At 59.5% G+C, this 18318-nt stretch carries 18 protein-coding genes; 4 read left to right on the plus strand and 14 right to left on the minus strand.

From position 1 onward, the window contains the following. The first annotated feature begins 1 nt into the window (after position 1). Genes AC2FIR_RS12940 through AC2FIR_RS12950 form a run of 3 tightly spaced genes read left to right on the plus strand, consistent with a single transcriptional unit; the run spans position 2 to position 2360 of the window. Entirely contained in the window at positions 2-1612 is a 1611-nt protein-coding gene (locus AC2FIR_RS12940) for an FAD-dependent oxidoreductase (protein ID WP_321248912.1), read from the plus strand. Between the two features lie 5 nt (positions 1613-1617). Next, a complete protein-coding gene (locus tag AC2FIR_RS12945) occupies positions 1618-1824 on the plus strand; it encodes a DUF2783 domain-containing protein (RefSeq protein WP_321248914.1) in 207 nt (68 codons plus the stop codon). Next, positions 1821-2360 carry a VOC family protein gene (locus AC2FIR_RS12950; protein ID WP_170616033.1) on the plus strand — a complete coding sequence of 180 codons (540 nt, stop codon included), beginning with the start codon at positions 1821-1823 and terminating at the stop codon, positions 2358-2360. Before AC2FIR_RS12945 ends, AC2FIR_RS12950 begins: the two co-directional genes overlap by 4 nt. Positions 2361-2413: 53 nt before the next feature. Here the strand turns inward: AC2FIR_RS12950 and AC2FIR_RS12955 are convergent, their stop codons facing one another. The 14 genes from AC2FIR_RS12955 to AC2FIR_RS13020 all read right to left on the minus strand — a co-directional run bounded on the left by AC2FIR_RS12955 (position 2414) and on the right by AC2FIR_RS13020 (position 17429). Further along, a complete protein-coding gene (locus AC2FIR_RS12955) occupies positions 2414-3175 on the minus strand; it encodes a Phenylacetic acid catabolic protein (RefSeq protein WP_170616031.1) in 762 nt (253 codons plus the stop codon). A 15-nt stretch (positions 3176-3190) separates the two neighbouring features. Continuing rightward, positions 3191-4267 (minus strand): 2Fe-2S iron-sulfur cluster-binding protein, encoded by a 1077-nt coding sequence (locus AC2FIR_RS12960; RefSeq protein WP_496746716.1) that lies wholly within the window; start codon positions 4265-4267, stop codon positions 3191-3193. 11 nt (positions 4268-4278) lie between these two features. Further along, on the minus strand, positions 4279-4740 hold the full coding sequence (gene paaD, locus AC2FIR_RS12965; RefSeq protein ID WP_170616027.1) for a 1,2-phenylacetyl-CoA epoxidase subunit PaaD: 462 nt from the start codon (positions 4738-4740) through the stop codon (positions 4279-4281). Between the two features lie 5 nt (positions 4741-4745). Further along, complete coding sequence (paaC, locus tag AC2FIR_RS12970; RefSeq protein WP_496746715.1) at positions 4746-5513, minus strand: 1,2-phenylacetyl-CoA epoxidase subunit PaaC; 768 nt, start codon at positions 5511-5513, stop codon at positions 4746-4748. Beyond that, a complete protein-coding gene (gene paaB / locus AC2FIR_RS12975; protein ID WP_170616022.1) occupies positions 5513-5797 on the minus strand; it encodes a 1,2-phenylacetyl-CoA epoxidase subunit PaaB in 285 nt (94 codons plus the stop codon). Before paaB ends, paaC begins: the two co-directional genes overlap by 1 nt. A gap of 15 nt (positions 5798-5812) precedes the next feature. After that, entirely contained in the window at positions 5813-6805 is a 993-nt protein-coding gene (gene paaA / locus AC2FIR_RS12980) for a 1,2-phenylacetyl-CoA epoxidase subunit PaaA (protein ID WP_480913777.1), read from the minus strand. Positions 6806-6820: 15 nt separating this feature from the next. Then, a complete protein-coding gene (gene pcaF, locus AC2FIR_RS12985) occupies positions 6821-8023 on the minus strand; it encodes a 3-oxoadipyl-CoA thiolase (protein ID WP_496746713.1) in 1203 nt (400 codons plus the stop codon). A gap of 166 nt (positions 8024-8189) precedes the next feature. Further along, positions 8190-9005 (minus strand): PaaX family transcriptional regulator C-terminal domain-containing protein, encoded by an 816-nt coding sequence (locus tag AC2FIR_RS12990; protein WP_480913781.1) that lies wholly within the window; start codon positions 9003-9005, stop codon positions 8190-8192. A 45-nt stretch (positions 9006-9050) separates the two neighbouring features. After that, positions 9051-11081: a phenylacetic acid degradation bifunctional protein PaaZ gene (paaZ, locus tag AC2FIR_RS12995; RefSeq protein WP_496746711.1), complete on the minus strand. Its 2031-nt coding sequence runs from the start codon at positions 11079-11081 to the stop codon at positions 9051-9053. 120 nt (positions 11082-11201) lie between these two features. Further along, positions 11202-12392, minus strand: coding sequence for a cytochrome P450 (locus tag AC2FIR_RS13000; RefSeq protein WP_496746709.1), 1191 nt, complete (start codon positions 12390-12392; stop codon positions 11202-11204). Next, positions 12392-13744: a TRAP transporter large permease gene (locus tag AC2FIR_RS13005; RefSeq protein WP_170616009.1), complete on the minus strand. Its 1353-nt coding sequence runs from the start codon at positions 13742-13744 to the stop codon at positions 12392-12394. Before AC2FIR_RS13005 ends, AC2FIR_RS13000 begins: the two co-directional genes overlap by 1 nt. Continuing rightward, entirely contained in the window at positions 13741-14247 is a 507-nt protein-coding gene (locus tag AC2FIR_RS13010; protein ID WP_170616007.1) for a TRAP transporter small permease, read from the minus strand. Before AC2FIR_RS13010 ends, AC2FIR_RS13005 begins: the two co-directional genes overlap by 4 nt. A gap of 58 nt (positions 14248-14305) precedes the next feature. Next, a complete protein-coding gene (locus tag AC2FIR_RS13015) occupies positions 14306-15325 on the minus strand; it encodes a TRAP transporter substrate-binding protein (RefSeq protein WP_170616005.1) in 1020 nt (339 codons plus the stop codon). Positions 15326-15365: 40 nt separating this feature from the next. Beyond that, positions 15366-17429, minus strand: coding sequence for a 3-hydroxyacyl-CoA dehydrogenase NAD-binding domain-containing protein (locus AC2FIR_RS13020; protein WP_496762480.1), 2064 nt, complete (start codon positions 17427-17429; stop codon positions 15366-15368). Between the two features lie 102 nt (positions 17430-17531). Here AC2FIR_RS13020 and paaG point away from each other — a divergent pair, with 102 nt between their 5' ends. Beyond that, complete coding sequence (gene paaG / locus AC2FIR_RS13025) at positions 17532-18317, plus strand: 2-(1,2-epoxy-1,2-dihydrophenyl)acetyl-CoA isomerase PaaG (protein WP_496746706.1); 786 nt, start codon at positions 17532-17534, stop codon at positions 18315-18317. Position 18318: the final 1 nt, after the last annotated feature.

Raw genomic sequence — 18318 nt, forward strand, 5'->3', positions numbered from 1 at the left:
TGTGAACAAGATTTTCGAAGACCCTCTTTATGCATACGAGCCCAGCCCGGATCAGACCGCGCCGACACCGGTGCGTCACAAGGTCATTGTTGTCGGCGCGGGCCCGGTCGGGTTGGCCGCTGCCATCGATCTTGCACAGCAAGGGGTCGAGGTTGTGGTGCTGGATGACAATGACAAGGTCAGCTTTGGCAGTCGGGCCATCTGTTTCGCCAAGCGTCCGCTGGAAATCCTCGACCGGCTGGGATGCGGTCAGGCGATGGTCGACAAGGGCGTCGTCTGGAACAAGGGCAAGGTGTTCTTCGATGACCGGCAGGTCTACAACTTCGATCTGCTGCCCGAGGACGGGCATCAGCGCCCGGCTTTCATCAATCTTCAGCAATATTACTTCGAGCAGTTTCTGGTCGAGCGGGTTCGCGAAATGCAGGCGCAGGGCGCACCGATCCAGATCCGGGGCCGCAACAAGGTCGAGGCGGTCGGCACCCATCCCGATCACGTCAGGCTCGAGGTGGAAACGCCCGAAGGCTCGTACACCATCGAAGCGGATTGGGTGATCGCCTGCGACGGGGCCGGATCGCCAATGCGGGCCATGTTGGGCAAGGACTTTGTTGGCCGTGTGTTCGAGGACAACTTCCTGATTGCCGACGTAATCATGGAGGCCGACTTCCCGTCCGAGCGCTGGTTCTGGTTCGATCCGCCCTTCAACAAGGGGCAATCCGCGTTGCTGCACAAACAACCGGACGGCGTCTGGCGCATCGACCTGCAACTGGGCTGGGACATCGACAAAGAGCGCGAGAAGCGCCCCGAAAACGTTATCCCGCGTCTCAAGGCTATGTTGGGCGATGATGTCGAGTTCGAGTTGGAGTGGGTCAGCATCTACACCTTCCAGTGCCGCAGGATGGAACAGTTCCGCCATGACCGGGTGATCTTTGCCGGCGACAGCGCGCATCAGGTCAGCCCGTTTGGCGCGCGCGGTGCCAACTCGGGCCTGCAGGACACGGACAACCTGTGCTGGAAACTGAAGCTGGTGATCGACGGTCTGGCCCCGGAAACGCTTCTGGACAGCTATGATATCGAACGTATCCACGGGGCGGATGAGAATATCCTGAACTCGACCAGGTCCACGGACTTCATCACACCGAAATCCCAGATGTCCCGCATCATGCGCGACGCGGTGCTGGATCTGAGCGAACATTATGAATTCGCCCGTCCGATGGTGAACTCCGGTCGGTTGAGCGTTCCCTGCACCTACGATGGCTCGCCCCTGAATTCGGCGGATGCGCTGAACGGGCCGGCTTCGACCCGTCCGGGCTCGCCCTGCCCAGATGCGCCATTGGGGGACGGCTTCCTGCTGCCGAAACTGGCCGGGAAGTTCACCCTGATGACCATTGATGCCGATGCCCCGGATGAGATCGAGGTGGACGGCATCACGGTTTCGCGTCTGGCCCTGTCGATCAAGGACGACCGGACAATGGCCCTGAAACGCCGCTATCTGGGTGATGCGCCGCAGGGGGTCTATCTGATCCGACCGGATCAGCATGTGGCGGCGCGACGCGACACCTACGAAGAAAACGCATTCCGGCATGCGGTCCGCCGCGCCACAGGTAAGGAGTAATCGCCATGGCCGATCTGATCCTCACGCCAAATTTCGACAATACCGATGGGTTCTACGCCGATCTGCTGGATTCACATGAAGGGCTGGACAAGGCACAGGGGGACGCGCTGAACGCTCGCCTGGTGCTGGTCCTGGCCAACCATATCGGGGACAACGACGTGCTGCGACAAGCCCTGCGCGCCGCGTCGTTTCAACAGGAGGACAACACGTGAAAATCGAGAAAATCCACCACGTCGCCTATCGCTGCAAGGACGCCAAGGAAACCGTCGAATGGTACGGCAAGATGCTGAACATGGATTTCATCCTGGCCATTGCCGAGGATCACGTACCATCGACCCACGAGCCTGATCCCTATATGCATCTGTTTCTGGATGCGGGTGACGGCAACGTTCTGGCCTTTTTTGAGCTGCCGACCAAGCCCGAGATGGGGCGCGATCCCAACACGCCGATCTGGGTACAACACATCGCCTTCAAGGTGAAAGACCGCGAGACGCTGCTGCAGTTCAAAGACCATCTGGAAGCCAACGGTGTCGAGGTTCTGGGCGTCACCGACCACTCCATCTTTCACTCGATCTACTTCTTCGACCCCAACGGGCACCGGGTCGAACTGGCCTGCCCCGATCCCGAGGAAGAGGCGATGCTCAAGCGCATGGACGAGGTCAAATGGCTGATGCTGGATGAATGGTCAAAGACCAAGAAGGCCCCGAAACACGCCGACTGGCTGCATGCCAAAGAACTGAACAAATAACGTGGCAAAAAGGCCGTCTGTTTTTTTGAATAACAGACGGCCTTTGTTCTTAGCTATCTCGGAACTTCCAGCCCGTATTTGTCAAGAATGGCCGAGGCCGCGGCAATCCAGCGATCGCGCAGTTCGGCATTCCCGGTGCGGCGCAGCCCCAGCGCCTGAAGATCTTTCAGCCGCGCCGCGTCATCCCCCCCGAAGCAAACGGCGACACGTGGCCACCAGTAGTCGACCGACGCCTGAATCGCGGCCGTATCACCATCCTCTGCCAGTCTGGCCACACCTTCCTCGGCCAGCTCGGCGTGGCGCGCCTCAACCGGTGCGATTGCACGAAAGGCTTCGGCCAGAGGTTGATACGAGACACTGCTGAATTCGGCCAGTTGCACGCCGACAGCGCACCCCATGATCAGGTTCATGACCACTGCGTCCGTCCACCCTTCAAGCGGATAATTGAAGACGGCAAGTCGCATATCATGTTCGTTGCGGGTCGCGCCAATATCGGCTGAACGGTCCAGCCGCGCAGCCCAGGGGTGGTGCGTCGCGTAGCGTTTCGTATTGACACCGAACTCACCCATGATGGTCAGGACACGATCGGCGTTATCGGTTTTCTCCAACACGATCTTGGCGGCGGCAATACGTTCCTTGATGCCCGGGCCGGTGTTAATGACGTCGGCAAACCCGGCGGCACCGGCCAGCTCGCTGTCCACAAAGGTCGCCATCAGCTTCATCAGTTCGGCGCGATACCGCGAAGGCACGTTCGAAGGGTTTGTCAGCACCCCACCCTGCGCAAGGTAGCTTTCAATGCTCATATCATCCGGCATGACAGGTCCCCTTCTTTATTGATCATAATCGACGACGACAGTGTCGGTCAGTGGAAAGGACTGACAGGACAGAACATAGCCCTTCTCAACCTCATAGTCCTCCAGCGCATGGTTGGTCACCATCTCCACCTCGCCCTCAATCACTTTGCAGCGGCAGGTCGAACAGACCCCGGCCTTGCAGGCATAAGGTGCATCCATTGCGTTCTGCAAAGCCGCGTCCAGCAGCGTCGTGTCCTTGGGCATATCGATGGTCTGGGTTGCGCCGTCCAGCGTGATGGAAGCCTTTGCCGTATTGGCGCTGCTGGCGGCATCTTTGGCCTTGGCCTTGCGCTTCAACCGACCGGGCTGGGCACTGGCGAAAAGTTCGAATTTGATCTGACCGTCATCCAGCCCATGGTCGCGCAATGCACGGGCTATGCCCAGCATCATCGGCTCAGGGCCGCAAATGAATGCGGTATCGACATTTTCGATGTCGATCCAACCGGTTTTGAACAGTTGCGCGCATTTCTCTTCCGTCACCATTCCGGTGAACAGATCGATTTCCTGTGCATCCGTCTCGAGCACATGGATGACGTTGAAACGTCCCATAAAGCTGTTCTTCAGGTCCTCAAGCTCCTCGCGGAACATGATCGAATTCACGCTCTTGTTGGCGTAAACAAGCGTGAAGCTGGAATTGGGTTCACGTGACAGGGTGGTTTTCAGGATCGACAGCACCGGGGTAATGCCGGACCCGCCCGCGAAACCCAGATACTGCTTCTCGTTTCCGGCATTCAGTTCAGTAAAGAACCCACCCATCGGAGGCATCACCTGAATGGTATCCCCCACCTTCAGGTCTTCGTTGGCCCAGGTCGAAAACGCGCCGCCATCGACCCGCTTGATACCGACCTGCAGGACACCGTCATCCTTGCCCGCGCAGATCGAATAGGATCGGCGCAGTTCCTCACCGTCAAAGTCGCGGCGAAATGTCAGGTACTGGCCTTGCGTAAAGTCGAACTCGGCAGCCTCACCATTCTCGGGCTTCAGCGTCACGACCACTGCATCGCGGATCGTTTTGCGGATGTCTTTGACTTCAAGATCATGAAAGCGCGCCATGGGTTCCTCCCTCAGATGCACTTGAAATAGTCGAACGGTTCCAGGCAGTCGCAACACCGCCACTGCGCCTTGCAGGGGGTCGAGCCGAACTGGCTGAGTTTTTCCAGATGGTTGCCACCACAACGCGGGCAGCGTTCGGGTCCGCCTGCCGGTTGCGGCGGTGCGATGCCGAACTCTTCCAGACGCACGCGCCCTTTGTCCGACAGCCAGTCGGTGGTCCATGCAGGTGAAAGCTGACGGCGCAGTTCAAGCCTGTCGATCCCCTTTTCGCGCAGCGCCGTCTGGATATCCAGATTGATGACGCTGGTCGCCGGGCAACCCGAATAGGTTGGTGTGACCGTGACAACCAAAAGATCATCTTCCCACGCGACGTCGCGGATGATCCCCAGATCCACCAGAGAGATCACGGGGATTTCCGGATCGGGCACATGGTCCAGCCACTGCCAGATTTCGCCGACGGAGGGCCGCGCCATCACTGTCACCACCGGCAACCGGGATAGGCACGCGGCAGCCACTGCATCCTGCACAGCAGATGGCCCAGATGTTCGGTATGCATCTGGCCGGTGCGGCCACCCTTATGGGCAAAGCGGCCTTCGGGAATGGTCAGCGTCGCCTCGGACAGGACCCGGCCCACCAGCGTGTCGTATTCTTCACGCAACTGGCCGGGGTCGCTCGAGATACCGGCCGAAACCACGGCCTGATCGACCGCGTCGCCTTCAAACATTTCTCCGACATAGGGCCACAGGTAGTTCAGGGCGGCCTGCATCCGGTTATGGCTTTCCTCGGTTCCGTCTCCCAGACCGACAACCGTGTCGGCAGATCTTTCCAGGTGATACGCCACTTCTTTGCTGGCCTTTTCAGCGATCTCGGCCACAGTCCGATCCGACGATCTGATCAGCCGGCCCAGCATGATGGAATGCCACGCATCGAATAGAAACTGACGCATCAGGGTCTGACCGAAATCGCCATTGGGCATCTCGACCAGCAGAACGTTGCGAAAATCCCAGACGTCGCGAAGAAAGGCCAGATCGTCCGCCGACTTGCCTTCGCCCTCAATTTCGGCCGCATAACCCAGCCAGAGCTGCGTCTGACCGATCAGGTCCAGCGCCGTATTGGCAAGCGCGATGTCCTCTTCCAGCACGGGCGCATGACCGCACCATTCGGACACCCTGTGCCCGAGGACCAAAGTGTTGTCGCCCATCCGCAGCAGAAATTGCAGCAGGGTCTGTTTGTCGACTTCTGCCATCACATATGCCCCACTTCGTCCGGGATGTCATAAAAGGTCGGGTGGCGGTAGACCTTGCTCTCGGACGGCTCGAACAGGGGGCCCTTCTCGCCGGGTGCGGTAGCCGCGATGTGCCGGGCTTCAACCACCCAGATCGACACGCCTTCGTTGCGGCGCGTATAGACATCGCGCGCGTTCTTGATCGCCATTTCGGCATCTGGTGCATGTAGCGAACCAACATGCCGGTGGCTCAGCCCATGCTGGCCGCGGATGAAGATTTCCCAAAGGGGCCATTCATTTTTCATAGCGGAACCTCCTGATTACTCTGCCGCGTGCTTGCGGGCGGCTTTCTTGCGGGCATGTTCCAGCAAGCCGTCGCGCACCCACGCGCCGTCGTCCCACGCCTTGTTGCGCGCAGCCAGCCTGTCCACGTTGCACGGACCATTGCCCTTGATGACGTTGAAGAACTCGGACCAGTCCGGGTCGGTGTAGTCGTAGTGGCCGCGATCCTCGTTCCATTTGATGCCGGGATCTGGCAAATCGAGGCCAAGGAATTCGATCTGCGGAACCGTCTGGTCCACGAACTTCTGGCGCAGCTCGTCATTGGTGTTGATTTTGATTTTCCACGCCATCGACTGCGCCGAGTGCACTGAGTCCTTGTCAGAGGGGCCGAACATCATCAAAGACGGGAACCACAGCCGGTTCAGCGCGTCCTGCGCCATTTTCTTCTGCTCGGGCGTACCTTCAGCCATCTTGCGGATGGCGTCATAACCCTGCCGTTGATGAAAGCTCTCTTCTTTGCAAATGCGAATCATCGCGCGCGAGTACGGCCCGTACGATGTGCGCTGCAACGGCACCTGATTCATGATCGCCGCACCATCCACCAGCCAGCCGACGGCACCGATATCCGCCCAGTTCAGGGTCGGATAGTTGAAGATCGACGAATACTTCATGCGCCCGTCCAGCAACATTTCGGTGATCTCGTCGCGGCTGACCCCAAGCGTTTCCGCCGCACAGTAAAGATACAGACCGTGCCCGGCCTCATCCTGCACCTTGGCCAGCAGGATCGCCTTGCGTTCCAATGTGGGCGCACGGGTGATCCAGTTGCCTTCGGGAAGCTGGCCGACGATTTCTGAATGCGCATGCTGTCCGATCTGGCGAATCAGGGTCGCGCGGTAATCATCCGGCATCCAATCCCTTGGTTCGATCTTGATATCGCGGTCGATCTTGTCCTGGAACTCACGCTCCTGATCCGTCATCTCGTCTTTGGATTTGACGCCGGTTCCGGCCGTTTTCACAAGTTGAGCATACATCTGGGGTCTCCTCCCTTAGACGCGTTCAAGGATCAGGGCGACGCCCTGACCCACGCCGACGCACATGGTGCAAAGCGCAAAGCGCCCGCCCGAGCGTTGCAGTTGATAAGCCGCGGTCAGCACGATGCGGGCCCCCGACATGCCCAGCGGATGACCCATTGCAATGGCACCGCCATTGGCATTCACGTGCGGTGCATCATCGGCAACACCAAGCTCGCGCAGCGTGGCAAGGCCCTGAGCCGCAAACGCCTCGTTCAATTCTATCACATCCATCTGATCGATACTCAGACCGGCGCGGGCCAGCACCTTGCGGCTAGCCGATACCGGGCCGATGCCCATGACGCGCGGCTCGACACCCGTAGCGGACATTCCCACCACGCGCGCCATCGGTGTCAGGTTATTCTTGTGCGCGGCCGCCTCGCTGGCCAGAAGCAGCGCCGCTGCGCCATCGTTCACACCCGAGGCATTACCCGCAGTCACGGTTTTGTCGGGGCCATTCACACCTTTCAATCCGGCCAGCTTCACGGCATCAGTTCCGGGACGGGGATGTTCATCCGTATCCACGACAACCGGATCGCCCTTGCGCTGCGGGACCGAGACCGGGGTGATCTCATCCCGGAAAATCCCCGCCTCATGCGCTGCTTGCCAGCGAGCCTGACTGCGGGCCGCGAAGTCGTCCTGATCCTGACGGCTTACGCCATAGTCTTCGGCCACGTTGTCAGCCGTTTGCGGCATGCTGTCCACGCCGTACATGTCTTTCATCTTCGGGTTTATGAACCGCCAGCCAATCGTTGTGTCATAAACCGCATTAGCGCGGCTAAAGGCACTGGTGGCCTTGGGCATGACAAAGGGCGCGCGGCTCATACTTTCCACGCCGCCCGCAATTGCCAGATCAAAGTCGCCCGCCCGAATCCCACGCGCGGCCATGCCCACCGCATCCATCCCGCTGGCGCAAAGCCGGTTCACGGTGGTTCCCGGAACATCAACCGGCAAACCGGCCAGCAGCGCCGCCATACGCGCCACGTTCCTGTTGCTTTCACCGGCCTGATTGGCATCGCCAAAGATAACGTCATCCACACTGGCCCAGTCCACCTGCGGATTCCGGGCCATCAGCGCGGCGATCGGCACCGCCGCAAGGTCATCTGTTCTGACCGAAGACAACGCGCCACCATACCGGCCAATCGGGGTACGTGTCGCGTCACAAATGAATGCGTCCATCAAAAGCCTCCTGTCGCAACGGCCAGAAACACCAACCGTATGGTCGGTTAATACGGGCCGCGATGATTCGAAGCAAGAAATATGTTACGAATTTTTTGCCATTTCTGAATCAATGTAACTTATTGTTCCACACACCGACCGTCGCCACCGGGAAATACCGGGACCACTATCCGGTCAAAGCCGATTCAAGCGCCTTGATCGAAGGGCGCGGCAACCTGTCGAGGATCTGGAAAACAACCTTTCGGCAGGCCGGACCCTTCCACGCCTCGGGCAGAAACTCTGACGGCAAGTCCGGGTGCCGCAAAACGATGCGGCGCCAGCTGTGAACGATCAGGACCCGCAAGACCGCCGCCTGAAACGGATCGCCGACACCCGAGGCCGGAATGCTCTCCTGAACCGCCCGCAATCGGGTCAGAAGCTGTTTATATCCTTCGTTCAGCGCATCTGGTCCGCAACGTTCGCGCAGCCAGCGGGGAACCGAGAGGTCGCCGCTTTGAACAATAAACAGGTCTTCGATACCTTCCGGAGCCTCACCGGGAGCCATCGCTGCCGTGCTGCTCAGTGGAATGTAGTCACCGGTCAGCAGCAGATCGGCCAGTTCCTGCCGGGACCCGTCCGAACTGTCCGCGATAAGGACATGCCAGGTTTCCGGGCGCACGCTTTCGCGGGCGTAGATGCGCGGCACCGCTGCGGCGCTTTGAGCGCGCCCGAACGCCGTCAGGCTATGCGTGCTGTTGCGCCCGCTTCGGGTGCTTTCGATCCAGCCCTCCTTGCGCAGTCGGTGCAAAGCAACGCGGGTCGCTTCAGACTTTATCCCGGCAAGCCCGGTCAGCCGGGTGATCAGGGCACCGCTGATCTGATCGGTCTCGTTCTGGGCCAGATCGCCGAAAATCGATACCAGCACCGACCAAACCCGCTGCGTGCCGGACGCCGTCAGCTGGGCAATACAGGTTTCGAACCAGTCAGAATGCGGATCCTTCATAGCCTAAGTATAGCCCGGCCAAGGGAAATTGCCATCCGGCCCGCTTCAGTAGGCTACCATTGTCAGCAATTCATATTCCGCCACCAGATCACCATCCTGGTTGGTCAGCGACACGTGCCAGCGCACTTCTCCGTATTCATCATTGCGCCCGGTCTTCTTCATGACAGTCAGCCGCACTTTGATCGCATCGCCCGCTTCCACCGGCTTCATGAAACGCAGTTTGTCCAGCCCGGTATTGGCCAGAACCGGACCTTCGTTGGGTTCCACAAAAAGACCCGCCGCAAACGAAAGCAACAAATAACCATGCGCCACACGACCAGGGAAGAACGGGTTCCGCTCGGCCGCGGCCTGATCCATATGGGCGTAGAAAGTGTCGCCCGTGAAATGCGCGAAATGCTCGACATCGTCCATGGTGATGGTGCGCGGTGCCGTATGAATGGTCTCGCCAATCGCCAGATCGTGATACCGACGGGTAAAAGGATGCGCCGGGCCTTTGATCTCGGTCGCACCGGAAACCCACCTGTCGCCGATCGCGGTCAGGATATCGGGCGAGCCCTGAATTGCCGTGCGCTGCATGTAATGCTGCACCCCTCGCACACCACCCATCTCTTCGCCGCCTCCGGCGCGACCGGGGCCGCCGTGGACCATGTGCGGCAACGGAGACCCGTGGCCCGTCGCTTCCTTCATCGAATCCCGGTTGTTGAAATACAAACGCCCGTGATAGGCCCCGGCCCCCATGACAATCTCACGCGCGACGGATGGGTCGCGGGTGACCACGGACGCCACCAGTGAACCCTGCCCCTTGTTCGCCAATTCAACCGCATGGTCCAGATCACGATATCCCATGATGGTGCTGACCGGGCCGAAGGCCTCGGTATCGTGCACCCGCCGGGCCGTGTCAGGGCTGGCGCAATGGAACAGCATCGGTGGAACAAAGGCGCCCTTTTCGACATCCGCACCGTCAATGGCGAAGTCTTCAGGATCGCCGAAAACCCGCTCGGCCTCCTGCCCGATGATCGCGGCTTTTTCCAGAACATCGCGCCTCTGGCCTTGTGAAACGAGCGCGCCCATGCGGGTGGTTTCAAGCCTCGGATCGCCGATGACCGTCTTTGCCAATCTGTCCGAAAGCGCATCGATCACAGCCTGAACATGTGTTTCCGGTGCGATGATCCGGCGGATGGCCGTACATTTCTGCCCCGCCTTTGTTGTCATTTCGCGCTGAACTTCCTTGATGAACAGGTCGAACTCGGGCGTTCCGGGTTCCGCATCCGGTCCCAGAACCGAGGCATTCAGGCTGTCCTGTTCGGCCACAAACCGTACCGAGTTCTCAAGGATCACCGGATTGGCACGCAGTTTCAGTGCCGTTTCGGCCGAGCCGGTAAAGCTGACCACGTCCTGCATTCCCAGCCGGTCGAGCATATCGCCCAATCCGCCCGTCACCAACTGCAAGGCACCCGTGGGCAAGATGCCTGAATCCAGCATGATGCGCACGCACAACTCTGTCACGTAGCAGGAGTTGGTGGCAGGTTTTACAATCGCCGGAACCCCGGCCAACAACGTTGGCGCCAGTTTTTCCAACATGCCCCAGACCGGGAAGTTGAATGCGTTGATATGCACCGCGACGCCCTGCAACGGGGTGCAGACATGCTGGCCCAGGAACGTTCCGTTGCGCGACAATTGCTCAACCTCGCCGTCCAGGAAGACATGCCCGTCAGGCATCTCGCGACGCCCCTTGGACGCATAGACAAAAGTCGTGCCGATGCCGCCATCGATGTCGATCAGGTGGTCGGATTGAGTCGCGCCTGTATCGAAAGACAGATCATACAGTGCCTGTTTGTGCTGCCCCAGATGCATGGCCAGCGCCTTCAGCATCTTTGCCCGCTCGTGGAACGTCATTCTGCGCAGGGCGGGCCCGCCTACATCCCGCGCGTGGTCCAGCATTGCCTGCACGTCCAGCGCGTTGTTACCCGCGGTCGCGATTACGTCTCCGGTGACTGCACTGGCGATGGAACGGGCGCCTTCACCCGGCGCAATCCATTCACCGGCGGCAAAGCTGGAAATCTGTTGGATGGTCATATGTGCCTCCTCATCCTTGGCATCCGGTCGGCGAATTTGGCCGGGTCGTTCGGATCAAACTATTATTAACCGATCGGTCGGTCAAATATAAAACAGCAAAAATGCCTATCTATGCCGCATCTATGCCACCTGTGCGGGCAGACGGGCAAAGCCGCGAAACCTGATGCGACTTCCTCTTTGCGCACCCTCCTGCAACTCAAAACCGGGAAAGCGCTCGAGAAAACGGCCAACGGCAACACGCCCTTCCATTCGCGCCAGTGTCAGCCCGACGCAGGTATGCGGTCCGCCGGCAAAGGCGTGATGTTTGTTGGGACGGCGATCCAGTTTCACGGCATCGGGGTCGTCAAACTGGCGCGGATCACGGTTGGCAGCACCAATACAGAGGTGAATATCCGTGCCCGCCGGGATCATGTGACCATGGAATTCAACTGCCTCGGTGGTCAGGCGATTGCCGAACTGGTTCGGGCTTTCCAGCCGCAGGAACTCGTCCACTGCAGTCGTGATCAGGTCGGGTCTGGCCAGGAGTTCGGCCCGTTTATCAGGGTGCCGGTGCAACAGATCAAGCGCGTTACCGATCAGGTTTGTGGTGGTTTCGTGACCGGCATTCAGAATGAAGATACAATTCTGATACAGCTCAACCTCGGTCAACCGATCGTCCACATCACCCTGCATCAGACGGGTCAGGACATCTGTCTCCGGGTCGCCCGGACTGGCGCGGCGGTCGTCGATGATCCGGCGCAGATATTCGACGAAATCGGCGACAGCGCGATTGCCCTGCTCCTCCTGCTCGGGCGTCAGCTTGGGCTCAAGCGCCCCAAGTATCGCGAGCGACCAGTCCCGCAAAGGCTCACGCTCGTCACGGGGAATGCCCAGAAGATTTCCGATGATCTCGATGGGAATGGCACCGGCAAAATCTTCGATCAGTTCGACTTGGCCCTTGGCCTGCATCTCGTCCAGCAGGCGATCAACCAGTTCGACCAGCCCAGGCTCCATTTGCGCCAGCGCGCGGGGGTTCAGCGCGCCGACCATCACCTTGCGCACACGGGTGTGCAACGGCGGATCGTTGAACACCAGACTGGTGGTGTGGTGTTCGTATAATGCGCTATCGACCCCGTATTTCGGGCCAAAAACCGCCTTCTTGTCCGAAATGAAACGGCGTGTATCGCGATACACCAGATCCAGATCTTCGTATCTGGACAGGATCACGCTGCCATCCGGCTGCAGACAAACGGGCGCATCCTCGCGCAAAGCGGCGTAGGTCGGATACGGGTCCTGATGGAACCCCTCGGGAAGTGCGGTCAGCGCGAACATCAGTGCCCCATCGCGCCCATCTGCTCGGGCAGGACCAGCACCAGCCAAGGCACCAGAACGATCAACGCCAGGCGGAAGATGTCGGCAACCCAGAATGGTGTCACGCCCCGGAAGATCGTTCCGGTCGACACATCGCCCACCACGCCTTTCAGGATGAACACGTTCAGACCGACGGGCGGAGTTATCAAGCTGATCTCGGTCACAACGACCACGACAATGCCGAACCAGATCGGGTCATAGCCCAGCGACGTGACCAGCGGGAAAAAGATCGGCACCGTCAGCAGCAGCATCGAAAGCGATTCAAAAACGCAGCCAAGGATGATGTAGATGCCCAGGATCATCAGGATCACCACGAAAGGCGACACTTCATATGCCGTGACCAGCGCAATCAACGCTTCGGGCAAACCAGCCAGGTTGATGAAATTCGAAAAGATCTGCGCCCCGATCAGGACCGAGAACAAGGCCGCGGCTGTATAAGACGTCTCCTTCAGCACCTCGAATGTCGAACTCAGCGTCAGGCCGCCGCGCGACAGGGCGATCAGGAACGCGCCCATTGCACCCATGCCCGCCGCTTCGGTCGGGCTGAAGGTCAGGTTCAGCGGGTGAAAATCAAACGCACCGTAGAGGCCCCCGATAACCAGGAAGAACAACAAAAGCACGGCCCAGACGGATCGCAGCGCCGTCAGACGCTCGCCCCAGCCGTGGCGTTCACCGGCAGGGCCTGAATCAGGCTTGCGCCAGACGGTCCAGCGCACCGCGAACAGGTAGAACAGGATGCCCATCATCCCCGGCAATATCCCGGCGACAAACAGCTTCCCGATCGAGGTTTCGGTCAGCAGGCCATAGATCACCAGAATGACCGAAGGCGGGATCAGAATGCCCAGCGTCCCGCCTGCCGCAATCGAGGCGGTCGACAACTCGTCCGAATAGCGATAGCGGCGCATTTCGGGCATCGCGACCTTGGACATTGTAGCAGCCGTGGCCAGAGACGACCCGCAGATTGCCGAAAAACCACCGCAGGCGGCGACGGTCGCCATCGCGATACCGCCCCGAAAATGCCCCAGGAAGGCGTTAGAAACCGCGTAAAGCTCACGCGCCAATCCACCTTTGTTGACGAACAGTCCCATCAGGATGAACAGCGGCACAACCGACAGGCCATAGTCCTGCGCGGTGTCCGTGATCTGGCGGCCCACCATCGACATGGCGGCCTTGAGCCCCCGTTCCGAAAAAATCGCGCCGCCGCGTTCGTAGGCGAAGCCAAACGTGCCAACCAAACCCATCGCAAAGACAATGGGCAAACGAAGCAGCACCAGAACCAGTACCAGTGCGAAACCGATCAGGGCTGCGGTCATTGGGTCTGCTCCGACAGGGCGTGGGGTGCAAAGATGTACATCAGCCCGGTAATCACCATCGCGATGGCGGCAATAACGGTGAAGAAGGTGATGAACCAGCCGACATAGAAGACCGGGATCGACAGGTATTCTGTGACGTCCCCGTAGTCGCGCGCGCGCTCGGACAGTATCCAGACCCTATTGATTGGCCAGATCAGCATGATGCCTGATGCCAGGTAAACCACAGCGTCACGGGCCCGGCTAAGGCGAAGACGGGAAAACAGACCGTCTGTGAGATCGACCGCGATCTGGCCTTTTCCCGCGGAAATCATGGGCAGGACCGAAAACACGAGGATGGCCATCAAAATCCGGGTCAGTTCGGTCGCAGCCTCGATCGGAGCATTGAAAACCGAGCGCAGGATGACATCGCAGAATGTCATCACCATCAGGATGAACAGGGCCACACAGGCCAGCAGCGTCGGAAAAAAACTGGCGCGCCGCGCCCAGATCACGAGATTTCGCATGATTATGTCTCTTGCCGGTAAAAAATGGCTGGTGGGAAACCCCACCAGCCGGACAGCCTTACTGAGCCGCCATTTCTTGCACGATCAGGTCATAGGTTGCCTGCGCGTCGATACCGGTTTCATTGACTTCGCCAATCACCTTGCTTCGAACGTCGGCCGCAATCTGATTGAACTGTTCAAGATCTTCTGCGGACGCGGCGTTGATGCTGTTGCCATCCGCCGCCTCGGTCGCCTCGCGCCCGATGGCGTCGATCTGGTCCCAGATCTTGCCGATCTCACGGCTCAACGGCTCGCCGAAGACCTTCTCTTCCAGCGCCTTCTGCAGATCTTCGGGCAGGTCGGCAAACGTATCTTCGTTCATGATGAACGCAAACGAGCCGCGATAGAGCCCGCCGGGCACTTCGTAAACGTTCTGTGCAACCTCGGTCAGCTTGAAGCCCTTGCGGGATTCAAACGGCATGACAACGCCATCCGCCGCTTTGGACGCGAGCGTTTCATAGACCTTGGGGGCTGGAACCTGAATGCCGGTTGCGCCCAGCGCCGTTCCAACGTCGCCACCCACACCACCGGGGATACGTACCTTCAGCCCCGAGACCTGATCCAGCGATGTCACCGGAGCGCTTGAATGCAGCTGCGCCGGACCGTGCGTGTGCAGCGCGATCAGCTTGACCCCGCGATGCTCGTCGGCCGCTTTCAGGTACTTCTCATAGGCGCGCCAATAGGCGACCGATGCGGCCTCGGCCGATCCTTCGTACCCGGGCAGTTCGATCATCTTTGTAGTGACGAAGCGGCCCGGCTGGTAGCCGTGGAAAATGATCGAGGCATCTGCTGCGCCATCCATGATCAGGTCCATTTGCGCGGGCGGTGGTGCAAGGCCAAGTTTCAGCTCGGCGGTGACTTTACCATCCGTGGCTTCTTCGACCATTTCGGTGAATTTCGGCCACATCATTGCGTTGATGCCATGGGTCGGCGGGGCCCAGCTGGAAATGGTCAGCGTGTAATCCGCCGCCAACGCCACAGTACCCGAAACGGCCAGCGCGGCCGAGGCAAGAAGGGTACTCAACTTAGTGAACTTCATGGATCTGTCTCCTCCCAGTGAAACATGAGTTAAGAATGCGTTAATGGTCCTTTTTGTAACCATCAACGGGTTTAGAGCTTTCGGGTACCGCCGCCAACTTCCAGGACGCAGGGCTTTCGGACGCCACCAACTGCATGGCTTCCAACGTTTTTTTCCATCCCACCTCAGTCGCGTATTGCATCGGGCCGCCGCGCCAGCGTGGGAAACCATAGCCATGGATCTGAACCATATCGACGGCATCCGTGGTTTCGGCGATACCTTCCCTGACAATCAGCGCCCCTTCGTTGGCGAGAACGGCCAGAATGCGGGAGGTGATTTCCTCAGCCGAAAACTCCCGGCGTGTAATGCCCTGCTCGGCAGAATATGTTTCGATCAGCGCCTCGACCTCGGGGTCGCGGATCGGTGCGCGGTTGCAGTCTTCGTAACGATACCAGCCTTTACCGCTGCGCTGCCCAAAACGCTCCAACACGCAAAGCTGATCGGCGATGGTGACGTACCGCTCTTGCGGATCACGCGTGACCGCATTGCGTTTTCTGTTGGCCCAGGCGATCTGCAACCCGGTCAGGTCTTGCAATTCATATGGCCCCATCGGCATTCCAAAAGCGCGCATCGCGGCGTCAATCTGATACGGCATGGCACCATCGGCCAGCAGGTAATCCGCCTCGCGCCGGTACGCGGCCAGCATTCGGTTTCCGATAAATCCGTCACATATTCCCGACAGGACCGGAACCTTGCGCAACGTCTTGCCCAAAGCAAAACCTGTCGCGATCACCTCGGCACTGGTGTGAGGGGTTTTCACGATCTCAAGCAGTTTCATGACATGCGCCGGGCTGAAGAAATGCAGCCCCAGACAACGGGCGGGATTTTGCACCCCTTCGAATATGTCGACAGGATCAAGATAAGACGTGTTGGTGGCCAGAATGGCGTCCGGCTTCATGTGGGCGGAAAGGTCTGCAAAAACCGTGCGCTTGACGCTCAGATCCTCGAATACCGCCTCGATCGCCAGATCCGCGTCTGCGGCGCCAGAATAATCGTCCACGGCGCTGAAGGCCGACAACCGATCCTGCATCTGCGCTTCGGTCATTCTGCCGCGCTTTACCGCCCCGTTCAAAAGCTCTGAAACGCGCGCCTCTGCCGCTGTCGCCGCCTCGGCATCACGCTCGATCAGGGTTACAGCAAGACCACCGTTCAGCGCGGCCGTGGCGATCCCGGCCCCCATAAGCCCGCCGCCGACCACAGCGATTCTGTTAATCGCGCGGGGTGAGGCACCCTGAATTGCCGATGGCTTGGTCACCGTCCGCTCCGCAAAAAAAGCATGACGCAATGCACGGCTTTCCGGGGTTTGTCTCAGTTCCAGGTGACGCGCCCGCTCTTTCGGCTGGCCTTTCGAAAATGGTTTCAGCGCCCATGACAACGCCGTCAGGTTCTCCAGCGGGGATTGCTGACCTTTGGCACGTTTTTTCAGCACCTCTCGCGACACTTCAAAAAGATCGGGCGCTATGTCTTGCACTTTCCGCTGACTGACGGGAACAGGCCGCGAAGGAAGATCCGCGACAAACTCTCTGACCGCCAGGTCGATGTTTTCAGCGACCAAATCGACACCCCCAAGCTCTTGCAGGACTTCGGCTGTCAGCAGCTTTCCCGAACAGGCCATATCAATTGCAACGTCCATCCCGGCAAGGCGTGGCAGTCGTTGTGTGCCTCCGGCACCGGGGATCAGCCCTACATTGACCTCGGGCAGCCCAAACCGTGTGCCCGGCGCAGCGATCCGCCAAGCACAGCCCATGGCAATCTCGAAGCCACCGCCCAACACGTTGCCATGCAACTGGGCGACAAACGGAACCGGGCTGTCTTCGATCATCTGCACGACATCAGGCAGGTGAGGTTCAACAGGCGCTTTGTCGAATTCCGACATGTCGCCACCGGCAATGAAGGTCGAACCGGCGCAGCGCAGAACGGCAACCCGGGCATCCTTGACCGCATCAACCGCATCCGCCAGCCCCTGGCGCACCTGCAACGACGTCGCATTCACCGGCGGATTGCTCACCGTGACCCAGGCGATGTCGCCTTCCAGATCCACTTTGACCAGCGGGGATTGCGTCATGCCGGCTCCCAGTTCGGTTCAGATTCGCAACTCGGTTATTTATTGACCAACCGTTCGGTTAATGCAATATGGAACTTGCCGGATTTCAAACACGAGGTCGCCATGAGCGATACCATTCTTGCCATAAGTCACGGGAATTGGGTCGAAATCATCCTGAATCGCCCTGACAAACTGAATTCCTTCAACGAGGAAATGCACCTTGCCCTGCGTTCCGCGCTGGAAAAAGCGCGCGACGACGGAGCGCGGGCCATCTTGCTGACCGGCGCCGGGCGCGGTTTTTGTGCAGGGCAGGATCTTGGCGACCGGGACCCTTCGAAAATGGAAGGGCCGCCCGATCTTGGGCATACCGTGCGCACCTTCTACGCGCCGCTTGTACGGCTGATCCGGTCGCTCAACTTTCCGGTCATCTGCGCGGTGAACGGTGTTGCCGCCGGCGCGGGCGCAAACCTTGCATTGGCCTGTGACATGGTCCTGGCGGGCGAGTGCGCGAAGTTCATCCAGAGCTTTTCCAAGGTGGGGCTGATACCCGATACCGGCGGAAGCTGGCACCTGCCCCGGTTGCTGGGTGAAGCGCGGGCCAAGGGCCTGGCCCTGACAGCGCAACCCCTGCCTGCCGCGCAAGCCGCCGAATGGGGGCTGATCTGGAAAGCGGTGCCGGACGATCAACTGATGCCCGAGGCTCGCGCGCTGGCTGAACAGTTCGCAAATGGCCCGACGCTGGGTTACGGGCTGACAAAAGAATGCATTCACGCCGCTGCTAAAAACACCCTTTCCGATCAGCTGGATCTGGAGGCGCAAGCCATGAAAACCTGCGGTCAGAGTGCGGACTATGCCGAGGGCGTCGCCAGCTTTCTGGAAAAGCGCGCACCGAATTTTCAGGGCAGGTGAC

The organism is Ruegeria sp. CDSB136 (assembly GCF_059610965.1).

Bases quoted from the DNA above. Each gene is read 5' to 3' on its own strand.
- AC2FIR_RS12945 (WP_321248914.1), top strand. From the start codon at position 1,618: ATGGCCGATCTGATCCTCACGCCAAATTTCGACAATACCGATGGGTTC.
- AC2FIR_RS12955 (WP_170616031.1), bottom strand. From the start codon at position 3,175: ATGCCGGATGATATGAGCATTGAAAGCTACCTTGCGCAGGGTGGGGTG.
- AC2FIR_RS12960 (WP_496746716.1), bottom strand. From the start codon at position 4,267: ATGGCGCGCTTTCATGATCTTGAAGTCAAAGACATCCGCAAAACGATC.
- paaD (WP_170616027.1), bottom strand. From the start codon at position 4,740: ATGGCGCGGCCCTCCGTCGGCGAAATCTGGCAGTGGCTGGACCATGTG.
- paaC (WP_496746715.1), bottom strand. From the start codon at position 5,513: ATGGCAGAAGTCGACAAACAGACCCTGCTGCAATTTCTGCTGCGGATG.
- paaB (WP_170616022.1), bottom strand. From the start codon at position 5,797: ATGAAAAATGAATGGCCCCTTTGGGAAATCTTCATCCGCGGCCAGCAT.
- paaA (WP_480913777.1), bottom strand. From the start codon at position 6,805: ATGTATGCTCAACTTGTGAAAACGGCCGGAACCGGCGTCAAATCCAAA.
- pcaF (WP_496746713.1), bottom strand. From the start codon at position 8,023: ATGGACGCATTCATTTGTGACGCGACACGTACCCCGATTGGCCGGTAT.
- AC2FIR_RS12990 (WP_480913781.1), bottom strand. From the start codon at position 9,005: ATGAAGGATCCGCATTCTGACTGGTTCGAAACCTGTATTGCCCAGCTG.
- paaZ (WP_496746711.1), bottom strand. From the start codon at position 11,081: ATGACCATCCAACAGATTTCCAGCTTTGCCGCCGGTGAATGGATTGCG.
- AC2FIR_RS13000 (WP_496746709.1), bottom strand. From the start codon at position 12,392: ATGTTCGCGCTGACCGCACTTCCCGAGGGGTTCCATCAGGACCCGTAT.
- AC2FIR_RS13005 (WP_170616009.1), bottom strand. From the start codon at position 13,744: ATGACCGCAGCCCTGATCGGTTTCGCACTGGTACTGGTTCTGGTGCTG.
- AC2FIR_RS13010 (WP_170616007.1), bottom strand. From the start codon at position 14,247: ATGCGAAATCTCGTGATCTGGGCGCGGCGCGCCAGTTTTTTTCCGACG.
- AC2FIR_RS13015 (WP_170616005.1), bottom strand. From the start codon at position 15,325: ATGAAGTTCACTAAGTTGAGTACCCTTCTTGCCTCGGCCGCGCTGGCC.
- AC2FIR_RS13020 (WP_496762480.1), bottom strand. From the start codon at position 17,429: ATGACGCAATCCCCGCTGGTCAAAGTGGATCTGGAAGGCGACATCGCC.
- paaG (WP_496746706.1), top strand. From the start codon at position 17,532: ATGAGCGATACCATTCTTGCCATAAGTCACGGGAATTGGGTCGAAATC.